Origin of the sequence: Acinetobacter gerneri DSM 14967 = CIP 107464 = MTCC 9824 (assembly GCF_000368565.1) — a bacterium.
In the GTDB taxonomy this organism is placed as follows: domain Bacteria; phylum Pseudomonadota; class Gammaproteobacteria; order Pseudomonadales; family Moraxellaceae; genus Acinetobacter; species Acinetobacter gerneri.
This window is the reverse complement of the sequence record NZ_KB849544.1, coordinates 586530-605138: the sequence shown is the minus strand read 5'-3', so window position 1 is coordinate 605138 and position 18609 is coordinate 586530. Positions and strand designations below refer to the sequence as shown.

The 18609-nt window shown below is 38.7% G+C and carries 19 protein-coding genes and 1 tRNA gene; 17 read left to right on the top strand and 3 right to left on the bottom strand.

Features of this window, described 5'->3' with window-relative positions:
- The first annotated feature begins 21 nt into the window (after nucleotides 1–21).
- The 13 genes from F960_RS14135 (at nucleotide 22) to F960_RS14075 (ending at nucleotide 12921) form a co-directional block, all read left to right on the top strand.
- Entirely contained in the window at nucleotides 22–1095 is a 1074-nt protein-coding gene (locus F960_RS14135) for an NAD(P)H-dependent glycerol-3-phosphate dehydrogenase (RefSeq protein ID WP_004866376.1), read from the top strand.
- A 75-nt stretch (nucleotides 1096–1170) separates the two neighbouring features.
- Nucleotides 1171–1626, top strand: coding sequence for a SixA phosphatase family protein (locus F960_RS14130; protein ID WP_004866375.1), 456 nt, complete (start codon nucleotides 1171–1173; stop codon nucleotides 1624–1626).
- Between the two features lie 25 nt (nucleotides 1627–1651).
- The gene (gene gspL / locus F960_RS14125; RefSeq protein ID WP_004866373.1) at nucleotides 1652–2794 is read left to right on the top strand and encodes a type II secretion system protein GspL; all 1143 of its coding nucleotides are present in this window, start codon (nucleotides 1652–1654) and stop codon (nucleotides 2792–2794) included.
- Nucleotides 2794–3273, top strand: a complete 480-nt coding sequence (locus F960_RS14120; protein WP_004866370.1) for a type II secretion system protein M — start codon at nucleotides 2794–2796, stop codon at nucleotides 3271–3273. The genes gspL and F960_RS14120 overlap by 1 nt, the downstream gene beginning before the upstream one ends.
- Before the next feature lie 91 nt (nucleotides 3274–3364).
- The gene (locus tag F960_RS14115) at nucleotides 3365–4369 is read left to right on the top strand and encodes a quinone-dependent dihydroorotate dehydrogenase (RefSeq protein WP_004866368.1); all 1005 of its coding nucleotides are present in this window, start codon (nucleotides 3365–3367) and stop codon (nucleotides 4367–4369) included.
- A gap of 2 nt (nucleotides 4370–4371) precedes the next feature.
- Nucleotides 4372–4965, top strand: coding sequence for a CvpA family protein (locus F960_RS14110; protein ID WP_035373115.1), 594 nt, complete (start codon nucleotides 4372–4374; stop codon nucleotides 4963–4965).
- A gap of 24 nt (nucleotides 4966–4989) precedes the next feature.
- Entirely contained in the window at nucleotides 4990–6534 is a 1545-nt protein-coding gene (purF, locus tag F960_RS14105) for an amidophosphoribosyltransferase (RefSeq protein ID WP_004866362.1), read from the top strand.
- A gap of 121 nt (nucleotides 6535–6655) precedes the next feature.
- Nucleotides 6656–8545 carry a M48 family metalloprotease gene (locus tag F960_RS14100; protein ID WP_004866359.1) on the top strand — a complete coding sequence of 630 codons (1890 nt, stop codon included), beginning with the start codon at nucleotides 6656–6658 and terminating at the stop codon, nucleotides 8543–8545.
- A 72-nt stretch (nucleotides 8546–8617) separates the two neighbouring features.
- The gene (locus tag F960_RS14095) at nucleotides 8618–9370 is read left to right on the top strand and encodes a hypothetical protein (RefSeq protein WP_004866356.1); all 753 of its coding nucleotides are present in this window, start codon (nucleotides 8618–8620) and stop codon (nucleotides 9368–9370) included.
- Entirely contained in the window at nucleotides 9367–10335 is a 969-nt protein-coding gene (locus tag F960_RS14090; protein ID WP_004866353.1) for a 2-hydroxyacid dehydrogenase, read from the top strand. Before F960_RS14095 ends, F960_RS14090 begins: the two co-directional genes overlap by 4 nt.
- Nucleotides 10336–10533: 198 nt before the next feature.
- Nucleotides 10534–11970 (top strand): M48 family metalloprotease, encoded by a 1437-nt coding sequence (locus F960_RS14085; protein WP_035373114.1) that lies wholly within the window; start codon nucleotides 10534–10536, stop codon nucleotides 11968–11970.
- 10 nt (nucleotides 11971–11980) lie between these two features.
- Nucleotides 11981–12349 (top strand): GFA family protein, encoded by a 369-nt coding sequence (locus F960_RS14080; protein ID WP_004866347.1) that lies wholly within the window; start codon nucleotides 11981–11983, stop codon nucleotides 12347–12349.
- Nucleotides 12350–12357: 8 nt separating this feature from the next.
- Nucleotides 12358–12921: a GNAT family N-acetyltransferase gene (locus tag F960_RS14075; RefSeq protein WP_004866344.1), complete on the top strand. Its 564-nt coding sequence runs from the start codon at nucleotides 12358–12360 to the stop codon at nucleotides 12919–12921.
- A gap of 78 nt (nucleotides 12922–12999) precedes the next feature.
- On the opposite strand, the gene F960_RS14070 is transcribed toward F960_RS14075, so the two are convergent.
- Together F960_RS14070 and rpsU are read right to left on the bottom strand one after the other, a co-directional pair.
- Entirely contained in the window at nucleotides 13000–13446 is a 447-nt protein-coding gene (locus F960_RS14070; RefSeq protein WP_004866342.1) for a GatB/YqeY domain-containing protein, read from the bottom strand.
- 38 nt (nucleotides 13447–13484) lie between these two features.
- Nucleotides 13485–13700: a 30S ribosomal protein S21 gene (rpsU, locus tag F960_RS14065; RefSeq protein WP_001136722.1), complete on the bottom strand. Its 216-nt coding sequence runs from the start codon at nucleotides 13698–13700 to the stop codon at nucleotides 13485–13487.
- Between the two features lie 145 nt (nucleotides 13701–13845).
- Between rpsU and tsaD the strand changes: the two genes are divergently transcribed.
- Nucleotides 13846–14859, top strand: coding sequence for a tRNA (adenosine(37)-N6)-threonylcarbamoyltransferase complex transferase subunit TsaD (gene tsaD / locus F960_RS14060; protein ID WP_004866339.1), 1014 nt, complete (start codon nucleotides 13846–13848; stop codon nucleotides 14857–14859).
- Nucleotides 14860–15012: 153 nt separating this feature from the next.
- Here the strand turns inward: tsaD and F960_RS14055 are convergent, their stop codons facing one another.
- A complete protein-coding gene (locus F960_RS14055; RefSeq protein ID WP_004866337.1) occupies nucleotides 15013–15885 on the bottom strand; it encodes an ATP-binding protein in 873 nt (290 codons plus the stop codon).
- Between the two features lie 212 nt (nucleotides 15886–16097).
- Here F960_RS14055 and F960_RS14050 point away from each other — a divergent pair, with 212 nt between their 5' ends.
- The 3 genes from F960_RS14050 (at nucleotide 16098) to F960_RS14040 (ending at nucleotide 18604) form a co-directional block, all read left to right on the top strand.
- Nucleotides 16098–17615: a DUF3336 domain-containing protein gene (locus F960_RS14050; protein WP_004866333.1), complete on the top strand. Its 1518-nt coding sequence runs from the start codon at nucleotides 16098–16100 to the stop codon at nucleotides 17613–17615.
- On the top strand, nucleotides 17584–18438 hold the full coding sequence (locus F960_RS14045; protein ID WP_004866330.1) for a protein kinase domain-containing protein: 855 nt from the start codon (nucleotides 17584–17586) through the stop codon (nucleotides 18436–18438). The genes F960_RS14050 and F960_RS14045 overlap by 32 nt, the downstream gene beginning before the upstream one ends.
- An 81-nt stretch (nucleotides 18439–18519) precedes the next feature.
- Nucleotides 18520–18604, top strand: a tRNA-Leu gene (locus F960_RS14040).
- Nucleotides 18605–18609: the final 5 nt, after the last annotated feature.

The following is an 18609-nucleotide window of genomic DNA, read 5'->3' as shown; positions in this document are numbered from 1 at the left end:
TGACAAATTGGATGGGAATAAATGTCAGAGTTAAAATTTAGTGATTTGGTTGAGCCAGTTGCAATAGATCAAAAAACAGCATTGCGTGTTACTGTTTTGGGTGGGGGAAGTTTCGGAACGGCTATGGCAAATACGGCTGTTCGAAATGGTTGTGAGACCATGATTTGGATTCGTGATCAGGCTGTAGCAGATGAAATTAATGCAACACATATCAATAAACGCTATTTACCCAATTTTAATTTAGAAGCCAATCTTAAAGCTGAATCGAATTTGGAAAAGGCAGTCCGTGATCGAGATATTATCTTGGTTGCGATTCCAAGCCATTCTTTTAGAGATGTATTGCGCCAAATCAAACCTTTTATTTCAGCTCAAGCCGTGATTTCTTTAACCAAGGGGATTGAGGCAAAAACATTCTGTTTTATGAGCGATATCATTCGCCAAGAGTTACCAGAAGTGCCATATGGTGTTCTGTCAGGACCAAATTTGGCAAAAGAGATTGTGGCTGGACAACCTGCGGGTACAGTAATTGCCAGTGACTCTGAATTGGTACGTTATGCAGTTCAACAAGCTTTGCATAGTGCTTTATTTCGTGTCTTTGGTAGTGATGATGTTTATGGTGTGGAGCTTGGTGGCGCACTTAAAAATATCTATGCCGTAGCGATGGGAATGGCTGCTGCTTACAATGTTGGTGAAAATACCAAGAGTATGATTTTGACCCGTGCTTTGGCGGAAATGAGCCGTTTTGCGGTAAAACTTGGTGCAAATCCATTAACATTCTTGGGGCTTTCAGGGGTGGGTGATTTATTTGCAACCTGTAATAGTCCGCTTAGTCGCAACTATCAGATAGGCTTTGCATTGGGTTCCGGTAAGTCCCTTGAACAAGCGACACAAGAACTTGGGCAAACAGCTGAAGGGATCAATACCATTGTGCAGGTCAATACTCGTGCTAAAGAGCTGGATGTTTATATGCCGATTACACATGCATTGTATGAAGTGATTTTTGAGGGAGCACCGCCTTTAAATATTGCAGTTTCACTGATGAAAAATGGGCATCGTAGTGATGTGGAATTTGTTTTACCACACAATGAAGTATGACAAAGATTTGAAAACATCGCTAAAATTGTAACAAAGCTTGGGTATAATCGTTGGATAACGACATAAGGAAATTTTATGCAACTGACTTTAGTGCGTCATGGTGAAGCAGCACCGCCAGTCAATGGTAATGATACAAAACGTCCATTAACAGCTCGTGGACATGCCCAAGCAGCAGAAACTGCAGAATATTTAAAAGAGATTCTAAAGCCAGATGTATTTGTGGTGAGCCCTTTGTTGCGCGCTCAAGAAACACTCGCGCATATTCAAGGCTATTTTTCAGACGTACCTGTGCTGATTTGCGACAAAATAAAACCCGATGATGACGCAAAAAATGCAATTGAATGGTTGTCACAATTGCCATTTGAAAATATAGTCACTGTATGTCATATGAATGTTGTTGCACATATTGCAGAACAGCTAACAGATGAACATTTTCACCCATTTCATTTGGCTGAAGCGCGTATTTACGAGCAAAGTGTGATTGCAAATGGTTTATCCACACAAAAAAAAGTATTTGTACCTACCAAATAAAAGATTAAACGGCAGAAAATTATAAATGTTGTATTTATGGATGCCCGAAGCCAATGGGGTTTGGCAGTGGTCAAAAGGCGAGAACTGGGTTCAGGCATCTAGCCTTGAGCAACTGATTCAAGATATTAAACCTTTTCAAGGTGAAGAGGCTGTAGTCTTTTTCCCTAGCCGAGAAGTGCAAATTTTGCAGCAAAATTTGACGAAGCAGCAATATAAGCAGCTCGGTGTGGAAGGGGTGAAATATTTACTTGAAGAATTTGTGATTTTACCGATCGACCAAATGAAGATTTTTTCACATTTCAATCAGCCTGATTTGGTTTCTGTTTTGGGTATTGCACATGCCAATGTCCTGACTATGCAGCATTCTCTGTCGCTCATTCCTATCAAAATTATTTCTTTATTGCCTGATTTCTTGATTTTACCAATCCCTCTGCCAAATCAAACTGTTTTGGCAAATGTACATGGGCGTTTATTGGTTCGTGAAAATGAGTGGAAAGGCAATTCAATTGATGATTTGGCATTATATTTGGAGTTTGAAAATCCTGAGCGCAATTATTTTTATACTGGGCTTACGGATGAGCAAGTAGAAAGTTTATTTGCGATTTCAACAACTGATCGCCGCGAAGCATTTTCCTATCAATTTAAAGAAATTAAACAGGCAAAAAGTCATCCTTATAATGTATTGCCTAAAGCAAAATCTGAAAATACAGGACTGTCAGGTTATTGGAAAGCATGTATAGCCGTCTTTGTCGTATTGTTGTTGGTACAATTTAGCTATGATTTACTTCGATATGTGAAATTGAAAAACATCGGCAACCAAACGGCTGATCTTGCTATAAATCAATATAAAACATGGTTTGGCGCAAATGGACAGGTCACTGAGCAAGATCTAAAAAATCAGTTCCAAGGCAGATTAAATGCCAACCAAAGTGCCAATACGCAAGCCATACAGTTGTTAAGTCGTGTGGGTCCGATTTTGATGCAACAACATATTATTGCCAATCAAGTAAATTATGAATCTTCGATTTTAAATATGACTTTGCAGGCGAAATCTTCCGATGTCTTACAAGCATTGGTTCAGCAGTTAAATCAACAAGGCTTTAAAGCTGAACTTGGAAATGTTCAGACCCAAGGGGCAAATGTTGTTGGATTGGTGAAAATACAATAATGAAAGCATTAGATACTATTCAAAATAAATTTGATCTTTGGTTTGAGCAAATTTCTGAAAAATTAGATCGTTTAGCACCACGTGAACGAATCATGGTCATTGTAATGGTGATTTTTTTGATTGTGGCAGGGATCGGTTCGGCACTTTGGTATATGCACCGTGCAGCTGAAAACCAACAAAAACGTGTAAATGATCTAAAAGACTTAGTGGTTTGGATGCAATCAAATGCTGTTACCATGAAACCGCAAGATGAAATGGCAATGACCAGTTCTGATAAAATTCAGCGGATTGCGCAAAGTCAGGGTTTATCGGTGGCTTCTCAGCAAACGGGTAGTCAATTGCAAATCGTGGCTCAACATCAAAATTATGCGGTACTTGCGAACTTTTTGACCCAAATGGCACAAATGGGATTGAGTATAGACAAGATGGAGTTAGCCAAATCAGAAGGGCAGATTAAATTAACAGCGACAGTACATTAAGCCTTGAAAATAAACGCTTGTAAGGCATGGCGTTTTGGTGGGTCTTTCCCTATAATAAGTGCTACTTAAAAAGCCAAAGACTTTTACAGATATGTTGTATTCACTTGCTCGCCCTTTGTTGTTTTCTTTAGCACCAGAGCGTGCACATGAACTCACACTATCATTGCTACAAAAAGCACATAAGATGCGAGCAATGCGTCAACATGTTGCAGCGAAGCCTGTGACATGTATGGGTATTGAGTTTCCAAATCCAGTAGGTTTAGCTGCAGGTCTTGATAAAAATGGTGCATATATTGATGCGCTGGCAGGACTTGGTTTTGGCTTTATTGAAATTGGAACAATTACTCCTCGTCCTCAATCAGGCAATCCTAAACCTCGTTTATTCCGTATCCCAAAAGCAAAAGCCATTATCAACCGTATGGGTTTCAATAATGATGGTGTTGATCAGCTGATTGAAAATGTCAAAGCTGCAAAATTTAAAGGCATTTTAGGGATCAATATCGGCAAAAATGCGGATACACCTGTTGAAGATGCGGTATCTGATTATTTGATCTGTTTAGAAAAAGTTTATAACTATGCTTCTTACATCACGGTCAATATTTCTTCGCCAAATACTAAAAATTTGCGTAGTTTACAAAGCGGACATGCTTTAACTGAATTACTCGAAACCTTGAAAAATCGTCAATTAGAACTGGCTGAAGAACATAAACATTATGTGCCTTTAGTGCTCAAAGTTGCACCAGATCTAACAGAACAAGACATTACATTTATCGCTGATCAATTATTACAGTTTAAAATTGACGGTTTAATCGTGACCAATACGACATTGTCACGTGAAGGTGTAGAAAATCTCGAACACGGCAATGAAGCGGGCGGTTTGTCTGGCGCACCTGTGTTTGAAAAAAGTACTGCATGTTTAAAAGCTTTTGCTGAGATTCTTAAAGATCAAATTCCACTGATTGGTGTGGGTGGGATCTTGCAAGGTGATCAGGCAAAAGCCAAACAAGACGCTGGCGCGGCACTTGTACAAATCTATAGTGGCATGATTTATACAGGTCCAACGCTGATCAAAGACTGTGTTGATGCTATGACCTAATTATGAATACGATCGACATTATCATCCTGATTATATTGCTCTATGGGGGAATCAGCGGTTTGCGACAAGGATTTGTGATGACCTTTGCGAACTTGGTAGGTTGGATTTTTGCACTGATTGTTGCATCGAAATTTGCCTATATCGTTGCCCCATCAATGTCAGCATTGAGTGGTGATCCTGTCGTTCAAAAAATCGCTGCATTTGCATTTATTGTTTTAGTTGTCATGATTTTATGTTGGGTGGTGAGCTATCTACTCAACGGAATTTTAAAAACATTTAAGTTAGGACCGCTTAACCGTTTAGCGGGTGGTGCGTTTGGAGCCTTGAAAGGTCTGCTCATCGTCCTCATAACTATGCAAGGTTTACAACCTTGGGTTGAGAGTTCTCCGCATTGGAAACAATCGAAATTTATTCAATCATTATTGCCTTTTGCACCTTTAGCAACTGAGCTTTCTAAAGATGCTGCAAATGAAGCGCTTCATCAAATGCGCTCAGAAGAGCATAATCAAGATGTAAAACCTTTGGATGATAGCCGAGCTGATCAAGCAAATGCTGATGATCGAAATGGACATTCAAAACCAAACCCTTTTAATTGATCCTAGCTGGTCTGCGAGGTAGCTATGTGTGGAGTCGTTGGTATAGCCGGTAAATCACCCGTTAACCAAATGTTATTTGATGCGTTGACGATGTTACAACATCGTGGACAAGATGCAGCTGGGATTGTGACTTGTCACAATGGGCGACTTTTCCTGCGTAAAGACAACGGAATGGTGCGTGATGTATTCCATACACGTCATATGCGTGCGTTATTGGGGAATTATGGTATTGGGCATGTTCGTTACCCTACGGCAGGTTCTTCAAGCAGTGCAGAAGCACAACCATTTTATGTGAACTCTCCTTATGGGATCACCTTGGCGCATAATGGTAACTTAACCAATGCTGCTGATATTCATGATGATCTGTTTAAAACAGATTTGCGTCATATGAATACAGATTCTGATAGTGAAGTCTTACTCAACGTTTTTGCTCACGAATTGCAAAAAAGTGCCAGTCTTGAGCCTACACCAGAAGATATTTTCCATACTGTAAAACGTGTGCATGAGCGCTGCAAAGGTGCTTATGGTGTCGTTGCGATGATTACAGGTCATGGTTTGGTTGGTTTCCGTGATCCAAATGGTATTCGTCCATTGATCTACGGTTCACGTTTGACTGAAAATGGTGAAAAAGAATATATCATTGCTTCAGAATCAGTAGCGATTACAGCACTTGGTTTTAAAGTAGAGCGTGATATTGAGCCGGGTGAGGCTGTTTTCATCAATGACAAAGGTGAATTTTATTCTCAACAATGTGCAGAAGACTCTCGCTATCGTCCATGTATTTTCGAATATGTGTATTTTGCGCGTCCTGATGCAACGATTGATGGGATTTCGGTTTATAAAGCTCGCTTGAAAATGGGTGAGACTTTAGCGAAAAAAATCTTGACTGAATGGGGCGATGCTCACGATATCGACGTGGTTATTCCTATTCCAGATACAAGTCGTACGTCTGCGCTTGAACTTGCTAATATTTTAGGTGTGAAATTCCGTGAAGGTTTTATGAAAAACCGTTATATCGGACGTACCTTTATTATGCCAGGTCAGCAGCAACGTAAAAAATCAGTACGTCAAAAACTCAACCCAGTAGAGCTTGAGTTTAAAGACAAAAATGTATTGTTGGTCGATGACTCGATTGTACGTGGTACTACTTGTAATGAAATCATTCAAATGGCACGTGATGCGGGCGCTAAAAAAGTGTATTTTGCTTCAGCAGCACCGATGGTGAAATATCCAAACGTCTATGGTATCGATATGCCAGCCAAAGCAGAATTGATTGCTTCAGGTCGCACAGTTGAACAAATCGAAGATATTATCGGTGCAGACCGTTTGATTTTCCAAGATTTGGAAGACCTCAAAAATGCAGTACGTACCACAAAAGTACCGCGTATTACCGAATTTGACTGCTCTGTCTTTGATGGTAAATACGTTACAGGTGATATCGATCAAGCATATCTTGAAAATCTTGAGCAATCACGTAGTGATCTTGCGAAAAAACAAAAAGATGGCTACATCGATGTCAATATTGATGCTGCATCAGTAGATTTGAGCGGCATTAAAGAAGAAATGTAATTTTGTGCTGATTTACAATGCATTGTAATGTTGCATAAGTTTAAAAATTGCATTGAAAAAGCGGGTAATTCCCGCTTTTTTAATTTATTATTGAAATGTTGTCAAATTGGGATTATTGACATTGAAAGATGTAGGTCATTATTTAATAAAAAACAAAAATATGCTTTGGTCAGTGAGTGTCTGCTTGCTGGCAATGGTTTTGACCACATTTATTTTAAATACCGTACTGGGGCTTTTGGTTTTTTATTTTGATCAAAGCCAATCTGTTTTTTGGCATGTACTGAGTCCTTATACCATTGGTTTGTTACTTTTGGTCATGGGATGGTCGGTTTTATATGAATTTTATGTTTTCCGTAGTGGGGGGCATACTCTAGCCAAACAATTAAAAGCACGCCGTTTAAATCTGATTGAAAGTACTCCAGAAGAAAATAAAGCACTCAAACTTACAGAGCAGTTGTCTAAAAGCTTTGCGATTGATGTACCCGCAGTTTATGTTTTGCCAGATGAAATCGGGGTGAATGCATTAACAGCAGGTTTTCACAATAAAGATATCGTGATTATCCTGACGTGGGGTGCTTTGCAAAACTTGGATGAATTGGAGCTTTATGGGCTTTTAGGGCACGAGTTTAATCAGATTCTCACAGGTGAAGTCACTGAGAATACACGTTTAAAAATTTTGTATAGTAGTTTGACGACTTTTAGTCAGATCGGAAGTAAGGTCGCAAAACGTGGATTTTCACGTTATGCGGAAAAACCTCGCCATCGTTTTGAAACTTCTTATGTTGCAATGGGTGGGGTGATTTGGCTCATTGGTAGTATGGGGATTTTGATCACTCGCTTGATTAAGTTTTTGACTTTGGGTGGTCGTACCTTTTTCAACGATCATAAAACAAAGCGTCGTTTGATGAATGATGCAAATATCCAAACATTACTGCGTATTTATGTGCATCATGCAGGTTCACAAATTCATAGTGAATATTCTGAATCTATTGCCCATATGTGTTTTGCAAACTCTCTGAGCCCGCAAAGTTGGTTGAATATTCATCCAAGTATCGAAGATCGTATATATGAGCTCAATCCGTCTATTTTGCAAAATTTGCAGTTGGAAAATTTAAAGCGAATACGTACTCAACCTTTGTTTAGTTTGCTTAGACCTTTGGAAGAAGTTAATTCGGAATTTTACAATCCTTGGGTATCACCACAACCTTTGCCTTTATTGCGTTTATCACCGATCAGTTTTGCTTTAAATGACGCAATCAAGCCGCTCAATCCAGAAGTACGACGCAATATGGAACGCCCTGAACTGATCATTCGGGCGATGCAAACAGCTACAGGTTCACGTGAGGTGATGGTGGCGATTTTGATGATTCGTCAATATCGTGAGTTTATTCCAGCCAATGCAGAAGTCAGCCGTTCCATTGTAGATGCGTTATTGCATTTGGATGGTCGCGTACATATACAAATCTTTTTGGATGCATGTCAAAACCTCGGCAATATGCCTGCGACTATTTCACGACAGTTTTTGACTAAGCTGGCTAAAATTATCCAAGAAGATGGTGAAATTGGTTTGTTGGATGCCTTATTGATTGAAAAAGTAAAGTCAGATTTGAACTTGCTTCCGATGCATACACCTGCATCTTTGGAAAATGTGAAACCGCAGATTGTTCGTTTGATTGATGCTTTATTGCATGTACAACAAATCAATAGCGCCAATCAGCTTGAAGTTCGGCATCAAATTTTACAGCGTGTACTAACCACCGAAGAGCTACTCCAATTTGATGAGATTTCAGATGAACCAATTGATCTTGGTGAAATCGTTAATGATATAGCAGGGCTGTTATTGCGAGATCGTTTGAGTATATTGGGTGTGGCAGAAGCATGTTTATGGGGCGATCGCATCATTACTCAAGATGAACTTGATGTACTGCAACTACTTTATTGGCGTTTGGGCTTTGATACGGATGATATCGTTGATCAGATGCAAAAGAAAAATAGTGTACTGATTGTCTAGTGAATGAGAGCTTGCGTAGATATATTCCTACAAAAAGCAGTAAAACTGATAGAATAGATTTGAACTTTAAAGATGAATGTAGAGATGATTGAACATCAGCGAAATATAATGGCAGCCATGGGAATTGATATATGGGTTCCGCAGGGTTGTGCTGATATTCGTCAGGTAAATACGAGTCTTTACCGAGATATGGCGAGAGCAGAGGCTGAGATAGAAGCTGTTTCACAACATATCCAAATTGAAACTGCTCAGCAAAAAACAATACAGAGTGACATTGCAATTACAACAGCATTGCAAACTAAGGTTACTCAACCTGTTCATGAAAATAAAAAACCATTCGTAGATCAAAATGCAGTTGGTCTTGATGCAGTTGCTCTTGATATAAATACTCAAAATAAAAACACAGTTACGCATTCAAATATTGCAACTGAACTCTTAGCTCCACTGGCTGTAGATGCATTTTATTTACAAGCAGTGAGTTTGGAAAATTGTGTCATCGTGGTCGATGTATCAAAACTTAGCGAAGCTGAAAATACGCTATGGGGAAATATTCAACGTGCTGCACCACACCAATATGATGAGTTGAAATGGCCATTTCCATTAGGGCAATTTCAGGACGGTCGCTCGGCTCATATTTATGTGCAAGGTTTTGTTGATGCATTACGTTCGGATAAGCATGTTTTGAGTCTAGGTGCCTTGCCACATTTGGCAGATTTAAAATTGATACAATTGGCTAGTTTGCAAGAGATGCTAGATCAGCCATTATTGAAACGTCGTTTATGGCAATTTATGCGCAATAAAATTGAACAAATGGAAGTGAAATGAGTCAAAAAGTTGTAGTTTTTAGTCAGATTGATACGGATGTTTTAACACGTTTACAAAGCCAATATGATGTAGTGGTGATTAATCCTAAAGATGGCGATGTAAATCAACAGATCCGTGAGCAGGTTGTAGATGCAGATGCGTTGATTGGTGCTGGGCGTTTACTCAATGAGTCTAATTTAGCGCCTGCAAAACAATTGAAAATTATCTCAACTGTGAGTGTGGGTTATGATAATTATGATCTTAATTATCTAAATCAAGAAAAAATTTGGCTTGCAAATACACCTCATGTTTTAACGGAAACCACGGCTGATTTGGCATTTACGCTTTTAGTGAGTGCGGCACGTAAAGTTGCTTCTTTGGATGCATGGACGAAGCAAGGCAATTGGAAACGTACAGCTGGTGTTGAACAGTTTGGGCAAGATATTTTCGGTAAAACAATCGGTATTATAGGGCTTGGGAATATCGGTGCAGCAGTAGCTCGTCGTGGTTTTCATGGATTTAATATGAATGTGTTGTATCACAATCGCCGTGAAAAACTGGAAATGGCAGAGGCATTAAATGCTTCATACCGCAGCCTTGAGGACTTGTTACAACAATCAGATTTTGTTGTTATTGCAGTTGATTTAAATGCTGAGTCTAAACAATTGATTGGACAAAAAGAATTGGATTTGATGCAATCGCATGCGGTGTTGGTCAATATTTCACGTGGTTCAGTCATTGATGAGCAGGCGCTGATCGAAACTTTAAAAGAAAGAAAAATCTTTGCTGCGGGTTTGGATGTTTACCAAAAAGAACCGCTCGCAGAGTCAGAGCTATTTTCATTGGATAATGTCGTGACTTTGCCGCATGTTGGATCGGGTACTGTTTCCACACGTAAAAAAATGGCAGAACTCGCTTATAAAAATCTGGTAACGGCTTTAAATGGTCAACAGCCTCAGTATTTGGTCAATCCAGATTTTTCATAAAAGCTAAAATCCAAAGCCTTTCATTTTTAGAAATGAGAGGCTTTTTTATTCAATAAATAAAGCAAATATTTAATATTGCATCTGAGGATGAATGAAAAATTTCCAAATAATTCTAAAACAATAAAACATTTCATTGCAAAAATATTCTAAATTCAATGTTATAGTTCTATAAATTTTCCGATTTTTTAGAGAGAAAAATTGAAGCGTGCTGTTATAAGTTTGATTCTCATCTTATCCACGTCCATGAGTTCAGCAAGTGAATTTGGTTCTTCATCTCCACAAGTTATCGTTCCTGAGTTTGGTGGAGGTGTGGGGCTGATTGATCGACAAAAAGAAAAATTGATCGGGGAAAAAGTTTATCGGGAAATCCAAAATCAATTGCCCCTTATTCATGATGCGTGGTTAGAAGACCATTTTATGTTGGTTTTTTCGCAAATTTTGAGTCAAACCCAATTGGGACAACCTGTAGGCTTGGTGATTGTTAATGATCCGCAAATCAACGCCTTCGCTGTGCCGGGCGGGCTATTTGCGATCAACTCAGGCATGATTACTTCTGCGAAAAATCTAGATGAAGTTGCAGGGGTAATGGGGCATGAGATCGCCCACGTAGCACAGCGACACTACAGTCGATCTCAAGAAGCCTTTAAAGGGCAAAGTTTATTGGCACTTGCAGGTATTATCATCGGTGCTGCAATTGCAACAAAAGCCAGTGGAGATGCTGGAAGTGCGGTCATGCTTGGTACACAGGCGGCATTGCTGGACAAACAATTGAGTTATAGCCGAGATCAAGAGCGTGAAGCAGACCGAATTGGTATGCAGTTTATGGATCAAGCGGGTTACAATCCGCAGGCAATGGCTGACTTTTTTGAAAGTATGAATCGCTCATCGACACAGTTGAGCTTTTTGCCTGATTTTTGGTTGACCCATCCTTTGACTACCGAGCGGATGAGCGAAGCTAGGTTACGGGCAAACCAATTTACCCCGATACCTTATAGTAATACGCGCCAAGAATTTGAAATTTTAAAATGGTATACAGCTGTTGTTTCTCGACATGTATCCGAAGAGCAATTGAAGCTTTTAGCCAGACAAAAAAGTCTTGCAGGTTTATTTGCGCTAACACAATTTCATATTCAGCAAGGTGATTATGCTGAAGCGCAGGGCTATCTCAATGCTGCAAAAGCAATTAATACCCAACATAATCTAAACTATTTGTTGCAAGCTGATATCTATCTTGGGCAAAACAAAGTCGATGATGCTTATAATGCGTTGATTAGCAGGCAACGCATTGCTCCTGAAAATCGTGCTTTAGCATATAAACTGGCTGAAATTTTAATCAGACAAAATAAACCGAAAGATGTAGAAAAAATATTAAACACATTTTTGCAGAAAAATGAACGTGACGTTTCGGGCTGGCAATTGTTGCAACAAGCGGCTGATATTGATAAAACGAATCCAATGCGTACAGTAAATGTGCTACGTTATCGTGCAGAGTATCAATTTTGGTCAGGAGATGAAGTTCCTGCAATTAAGTCACTTTTACACGCTCAGCGATTGGCGAAAAATAATGATTTGATGCAGGCAAAAATTTCAGGCCGACTGAAACAGATGCAGGAACAACACAACCTCAAAATTTAAGAGAATAAAAATGATTAAGGGACAATGTCTGTGTGGCGCAATTCAGTACGAATATTTAGGTGAAATTGAACAGAGTATTTTATGTTATTGTCAGCATTGTAAACTGGCTCAGGGTAGTGTTGCAGGTTGGAACAGTCCTTTAGATCAAAGTAAATTTAGGATCGTACAAGGCATAAAGTATCTCAAAGAATATTTTCATACAGAACATAAAGCACGGGTATTTTGTATGGAATGTGCGAGCCCGATTTATTCCTATCGAAAAGATTTGGCTGGCGTGATTCGCTTACGCTTAGGTACAGTCACTGAGGGTTCAATCCCTGCACCAACAGAAGAATTTTTTACTGAGCAAAAACCAGATTTTCTAGACATTAAAAAATAAGAGAAAAAATGCAATTTGAAGCCTTTAAAATTGAAAATGAGCAAGTTGTTTTAAATATCTTAAATGAAAATGATGCAGAAGATCTTTATCAGGCATTAATTCATTCTTTGCCAGTATTCAGAAAATTTCCTGCAAGTATGCCTTGGGTGATGCAAGAGCCGAGTTTGGATTCGTCTAAAGCATTTTGTCGGTCGAGAGTTTTAGCTTTACTTAATAAAGAAAATTTTGTTTACAACATACGTGATGCTAAAACTCATGCTTTTATTGGTGTCATTGATATACACAAGATAGACTGGGTGAACAATACAGCTGCGGTCGGATTTTGGGCCAATGTTGCTTATCATGGTCAAGGTTATATGACAGAAGCTTTAAGGCTTTTTGTTGGTGATTTAATTGAAAATAAAGGATTTAAGCAGCTTGATGCATTTGTTGATAGGGAAAATGTGAAAGCGAGGCAGCTGTGTTTAAGAGCGAATTTTTATTTATCTGAAATAGAATATCAATCAGCACAAAACCCATTAGATGGCAGTATGCGAGATATTTGTTTATATAAGCTAGAAAGTAAAGCTTGAATCAGGAAGGAGAGGTATTGGGCTATTTAACGAATTAAATAGTCCAAATCAAACATTGAGAATATTTATAAACAGATATTAAGCAAGTTTAGCTTTGATTTTGCTAGAAACTTGTGCAGGATCGGCACGTCCGGCTATGATCGGACGTAGAGAATTCATCACCTTACCCATATCTTTCATGCTAGTAGCACCTTGCGCTTCAATTGTTTGCGCAATGAGAGAATCAAGCTCTTCCTCTGACATAGCTTCAGGTAGAAATTGAGAGAGAACCTCGATTTCGGCTTGTTCTTTACTAGCTAAATCTTCTCGGCCAGCGCCTTCAAAGGCTTTAACTGACTCTTTTCGTTGCTTGATTTGCTTTTCAATGACCGCAAGAACTTGGCTATCGCTAAGCTCAATGCGCTCATCGACTTCAATTTGCTTGATTGCTGCTTGCAGACTACGTATGACCGTTAACTTATCCATTTCTTTAGCACGCATAGTTGCTTTCAAAACATCAGTTATTTGGTTTTTTAAAGTAGTCATTTATCTTGTCCAAGTAGTCAATCAATCACAAATTAATCTTAGTAAAGGCGAGTAGTACGTACTGATTCGCGAGCCAATTTCTTTTGGTAGCGTTTAACAGCAGCAGCTTTTTTACGTTTACGTTCTTGAGTTGGTTTTTCGTAGAATTCGCGTTTACGAACGTCAGCTAAAACACCAGCTTTTTCGCATGAACGTTTAAAACGACGGATAGCTACGTCAACTGGTTCGCCTTCTTTCAATTTAACTTGTGGCATGAAGAATCCTCATTAGTTTATGGATAAGACTGGGTACATTATTGCACCAAGTCACAAGTGAGGAGCGTATTTTACTCATTTACATCTCATACCACAAGTCTATAATAGCATTTGCAATATTTTGATACGGGTAAAAGGCAGATTAATGATCGTTTTAGGCTTAGAAACTTCATGTGATGAAACAGGTCTAGCACTTTATGATAGTGAAGTCGGCTTAAGAGGGCAGGTGCTATATAGTCAGATTAAACTACATGCTGAATATGGTGGTGTGGTTCCTGAACTGGCGTCTCGTGATCATGTGCGAAAGCTTATTCCTTTGATAAATCAATTGCTTGATCAAAGCAAAATTAAAAAATCTGAAATAGATGCTGTAGCATATACACGTGGTCCGGGCTTGATGGGTGCCTTGATGACGGGTGCTTTATTTGGACGCACTTTGGCATTTGCCTTAAATAAACCTGCGATTGGTGTGCATCATATGGAAGGCCATATGCTTGCACCACTTTTATCTGCAAATCCGCCAGAATTTCCATTTGTTGCGCTTTTAGTGTCCGGTGGACACACTCAATTGATGGCTGCACATGGAATTGGCCAGTATGAAATTTTGGGTGAGTCTATCGATGATGCCGCTGGTGAAGCTTTTGATAAAGTGGCGAAAATGATGGGTTTACCTTATCCAGGTGGTCCAAATATTTCAAAACTTGCAGCTGATGGTGACATCAATGCCTTTGAATTTCCTCGTCCAATGTTACATCAAGGTCTAGATTTTTCTTTTAGTGGTTTAAAAACGGCTGTTTCAGTACAACTTAAAAAAGTTCAAGGTGAAAATCGTGAAGCGGATATTGCAGCTTCATTTCAAGAAGCTTTGGTTGATACTTTGGTTAAAAAATCTGTGAAAGCATTGAAACAAACAGGTTTAAGACGTTTAGTGATTGCAGGTGGCGTAAGTGCCAATCGTCGTTTACGTGAACGATTAGAAGCGGATTTGGCTAAAATCAAAGCAACTGTTTATTATGCTGAACCTGCTTTATGTACGGATAATGGTGCAATGATTGCTTTTGCAGGTTATCAGCGTTTAAAAGCCGGTGAACATGATGGCTTATCTGTAACGACTACACCACGTTGGCCGATGACTGAATTAAGCAATCCAGAAGCTTAATCAGTGTGAAAGTAAGTGACTTTCTATAAGTAAGTAAAGAGGCGGAAACCTCTTTTTTATTGTGTCGATTTGATCTTGTTCTGCCTTAACTTAGCTCTAAATTTAAGCCGAGTTAAGGTTGTCTCTACAAAAATGATTGGTTGTGTCAGTTAATTAAAGTGCTTTTAACTTTTCAGCACCAATCCAATGTTTTGAGAACTGGTATGCAGCACGACCTGAGCGCTGTCCACGAGCTTGACACCAACGCAGTGCTTCAGCACGAGCTTCTTCAGTAAAAGGCATTTCTGCTTTTTTGAGATAATGCTCAACAATTTCAAGGTAAAGTGCTTGATCCATTGGATAAAAAGATAGCCACATTCCAAAACGATCTGACAAAGAAATTTTTTCCTCAATCGCTTCTTGAGGGTGTAATTCAGTGTATTGGGGAACATCTACACGAGTCACAGGTGTATTTTCATGCATAAATTCTGGCAGTAAATGACGACGATTACTGGTTGCATAAATGATGAAATTACTTGAACCTGATTGTAAAGAACCGTCTAAAACACTTTTTAAACTACGGTAATTTTCGTCTTCTGCATTGAAGGCTAAATCATCACAATACACGATAAATTTTTCAGGGCGATCTTTGATGAGCTTTTGAATTTCAGGTAAATCAGATAAATCATCACGTTCTATTTCAATCAAACGTAAGCCTTGATCCTGATATTTAGTCAACAATGAACGCACGATAGACGATTTACCTGTACCGCGAGAACCCGTTAGCAAAATATCATTGGCTGGTAAGCCATGCAGAAATTGCTCTGTATTTTGCAAAATTTTTGCTTTTTGTCGTTCAATACCTTTTAAGTCATCCAAGTGCATCGCTTTCGGATGATAAAGTGCTTTGAGTTGTTTATTCTGCCAACGAAAGGCAGGCGCAGCAAAATCCGTTTCTTGCTTTGCTTCAGGCAAAACTTGATGCAATTGATCAAGTACAACGGATAAAGTTTTGAGTAAATGTTCTGGTAAATCAATTGTTGCCATTTTTGTTCACGACTAAAGCTTTTACATTGTGCTTGGATAGTAACACCAGTTTTTACAAAAGGTCTAATTCCGAATTTGAAAATGATTGTTAATGTATAGGAATAAATTATTTTGCAATTGAAAAATCAGTTAATATTGAGATAGATTTTAAAATCAAAACTTGTGTCTGATTGCTTAAACGTGATTCGATAAATGAAAGCATAGAGGTCAATATGTTATTAGAATTACATCAAAATCTAAATCCACATCAGGCGTATAGAATTAAAAAACTAAAACGCCAATTAGATCATGCAGATAACTATGAAGAATGGAAATCAATTGCACTGAAACTTGATGAGGAAAGTGGGGCACAAGAATGGAAATACGACAATAGCTCGTCCTATTTTGATGCGGAAATTATTTCACATCGTTTAACCTTGTTACGTCGTTATCGCTTGCAAGGGCGGACCGCAGATTTAATCTATATATTACGTGAAGGTTTTACTTATGACGTAGCCAATATTGGGCATCCGATGTTATTTGCTGAAACCTATATTGGCACAAAAAAACTGATCGAAGATTATATTGAAGAAGTAAGTCAGAGTTTGGCCTATATCGCTTCAGAAAAATGTGAAAATTTAAGTCTGCCTGAAAAGTTAAACTTTTTTGAAAACTGTCAAAAAGCTTACGGACAACCAGCCCTGATGTTTTCAGGTGGGGCAACTTTGGGATTGTTTCATAGTGGCGTTGTTAAAGCCTTGATGGAACAAGACTTAATGCCAAAAGTACTATCTGGTTCGAGTGCTGGTGCAATCATGACGGGAATGCTCGGCGTTGCAAAACCAGATGAAATTGTAGAAATTTTAAATGGCGATCATTTTTATAGTGAAGCCTTTCATTTTCGTGGTCTAAAAGAACTGGTTAAAGGCAATGGTGGTTTTGCCGATGTGCTCTATCTGAAGAAATTTTTAGTAGAAAATTTAGGTGATATAACATTTGAAGAAGCTTATAAAAATTCTGGCTTAGATATCAATGTTACCGTTGCACCTTATGATTCATCACAAGATGCCCGAATCATGAATAAATATACTTCACCTGATCTTTTGGTTTGGAGTGCGGTTTTGGCGTCTTGTGCTGTTCCAATCTTATTTCCACCTGTTAGGTTGACCAGCAAACGCTATGATGGGGTGCATACACCTTATTTAGCCAATACGCGTTGGGTAGACGGTAGTGTGCGTAGTGATTTCCCTCAAGAGCGCATGTCACGTTTATATAATCTAAACTATAGTATTGCGAGTCAGGTGAACCCACATATCGTGCCGTTTATGCAGACAGATGATGAGCGCTATAGAAAAGATCTATTGAGCTGGCCAGAAAGAATCGTGCGTAAACAAGGTAAGGTTTTGGCGATGGGCGTAATGGATTTTACCCGTAATCGTATTGGACGTGTGCCAGCAGTACAGAGATTGGTCGATCATGGTTATGGGATCGTTGATCAGCGTTACTATGGTGATGTCAATATTGTTGGTAAATACAGCTTAAGACACTATCGTTATATGCTGCAAAATCCTAAACCAAATCTATTTAAACTATTACAAAAAGAAGGTGAGCGTGCAACTTGGCCTAAAATTTCGAGTATAGAAACTCATGCGCGTATTGGTAAAACAATTCAACATTGTTTAGAAGTTTTAAATCACCCACAAACACGACAAAGATACAATGTCCAAGCAACTCAATGTGTTGATGCCTAAGATTGATCTTGGGCAACTACAACTAGAAAATAAACAAAGTAGCCAACTGCTAGGGCGCAGATTGTATCGTATTCATGTAAATAAAAAGCCATATTGGTTAAAACTTCAGGCTCTAGGTATACATGAATTAGCTGAACACTATTTTGAAAATGAACTTGAAATTTATCGTGAATTAAATCGAGTAGAATCTGCAAAGCATTCTGTACTGGGAAATTTTGCAATCATTGATCCACAGCAATATATTCGTAGTGATGAGCAATTTTATAGTGCTGGATTATTGATTGAAGATGCAAATAATTTATTTGCGCAAAACCCTCAAAGTATATCTGAAAAAGCAACTGTTAATATTTTGCTAAAAAGCTTAGATGTGTTGCAAAACCTACATCAATTGGGCTTCATTCATGGTGATTTAAAAAAGGAACATTTTCGAATCAATACAAATAGTGTGTTTCTTATCGATTTTGAGCAAGCTCGTACAATCAATGGGTTGATTCGACCTCATTTATCGGCGACACCACGTTATATGGCTCCAGAGTTATTTCACGCGGCAGAGAAGAGCATACAGTCTGATATTTATGCGCTCGGAATAATCTGGTTGGAATGGTTGACGCAAAATCGTTTGAGTTGCAATAGCTATAAAGAATGGGCAATTTTGCATTGTCAGCTATTAAAAATAAATTTACCTGAAAAGTTTCATGCTTTATATCCTATTTTTGAGCAAATTTTAGCAAAGAAAATTGATCAAAGATTTGCCAATATTTGCCAAATAAAACAAGCATTAAGCAAAAATGTACAAAGAAAAAGCAACATATCGCACTTTTGATTTATATTTAAACAAATGATGCGGTTTTTTATAAAAAGGGCTTGTCAGCAGGGCATGATCTCTATAATATACACAGCCATCGGGGGCGTGGCGAAATTGGTAGACGCACTGGATTTAGGTTCCAGCGCCGCAAGGTGTAAGAGTTCGAGTCTCTTCGCCCCCACCATCAAA

Bases quoted from the DNA above. Each gene is read 5' to 3' on its own strand.
- F960_RS14110 (WP_035373115.1), top strand. From the start codon at position 4,372: ATGAATACGATCGACATTATCATCCTGATTATATTGCTCTATGGGGGA.
- F960_RS14090 (WP_004866353.1), top strand. From the start codon at position 9,367: ATGAGTCAAAAAGTTGTAGTTTTTAGTCAGATTGATACGGATGTTTTA.
- F960_RS14115 (WP_004866368.1), top strand. From the start codon at position 3,365: ATGTTGTATTCACTTGCTCGCCCTTTGTTGTTTTCTTTAGCACCAGAG.
- F960_RS14055 (WP_004866337.1), bottom strand. From the start codon at position 15,885: ATGGCAACAATTGATTTACCAGAACATTTACTCAAAACTTTATCCGTT.
- F960_RS14120 (WP_004866370.1), top strand. From the start codon at position 2,794: ATGAAAGCATTAGATACTATTCAAAATAAATTTGATCTTTGGTTTGAG.
- F960_RS14135 (WP_004866376.1), top strand. From the start codon at position 22: ATGTCAGAGTTAAAATTTAGTGATTTGGTTGAGCCAGTTGCAATAGAT.
- tsaD (WP_004866339.1), top strand. From the start codon at position 13,846: ATGATCGTTTTAGGCTTAGAAACTTCATGTGATGAAACAGGTCTAGCA.
- purF (WP_004866362.1), top strand. From the start codon at position 4,990: ATGTGTGGAGTCGTTGGTATAGCCGGTAAATCACCCGTTAACCAAATG.
- gspL (WP_004866373.1), top strand. From the start codon at position 1,652: ATGTTGTATTTATGGATGCCCGAAGCCAATGGGGTTTGGCAGTGGTCA.
- F960_RS14050 (WP_004866333.1), top strand. From the start codon at position 16,098: ATGTTATTAGAATTACATCAAAATCTAAATCCACATCAGGCGTATAGA.
- rpsU (WP_001136722.1), bottom strand. From the start codon at position 13,700: ATGCCACAAGTTAAATTGAAAGAAGGCGAACCAGTTGACGTAGCTATC.
- F960_RS14080 (WP_004866347.1), top strand. From the start codon at position 11,981: ATGATTAAGGGACAATGTCTGTGTGGCGCAATTCAGTACGAATATTTA.
- F960_RS14075 (WP_004866344.1), top strand. From the start codon at position 12,358: ATGCAATTTGAAGCCTTTAAAATTGAAAATGAGCAAGTTGTTTTAAAT.
- F960_RS14095 (WP_004866356.1), top strand. From the start codon at position 8,618: ATGAATGTAGAGATGATTGAACATCAGCGAAATATAATGGCAGCCATG.
- F960_RS14070 (WP_004866342.1), bottom strand. From the start codon at position 13,446: ATGACTACTTTAAAAAACCAAATAACTGATGTTTTGAAAGCAACTATG.
- F960_RS14045 (WP_004866330.1), top strand. From the start codon at position 17,584: ATGTCCAAGCAACTCAATGTGTTGATGCCTAAGATTGATCTTGGGCAA.
- F960_RS14130 (WP_004866375.1), top strand. From the start codon at position 1,171: ATGCAACTGACTTTAGTGCGTCATGGTGAAGCAGCACCGCCAGTCAAT.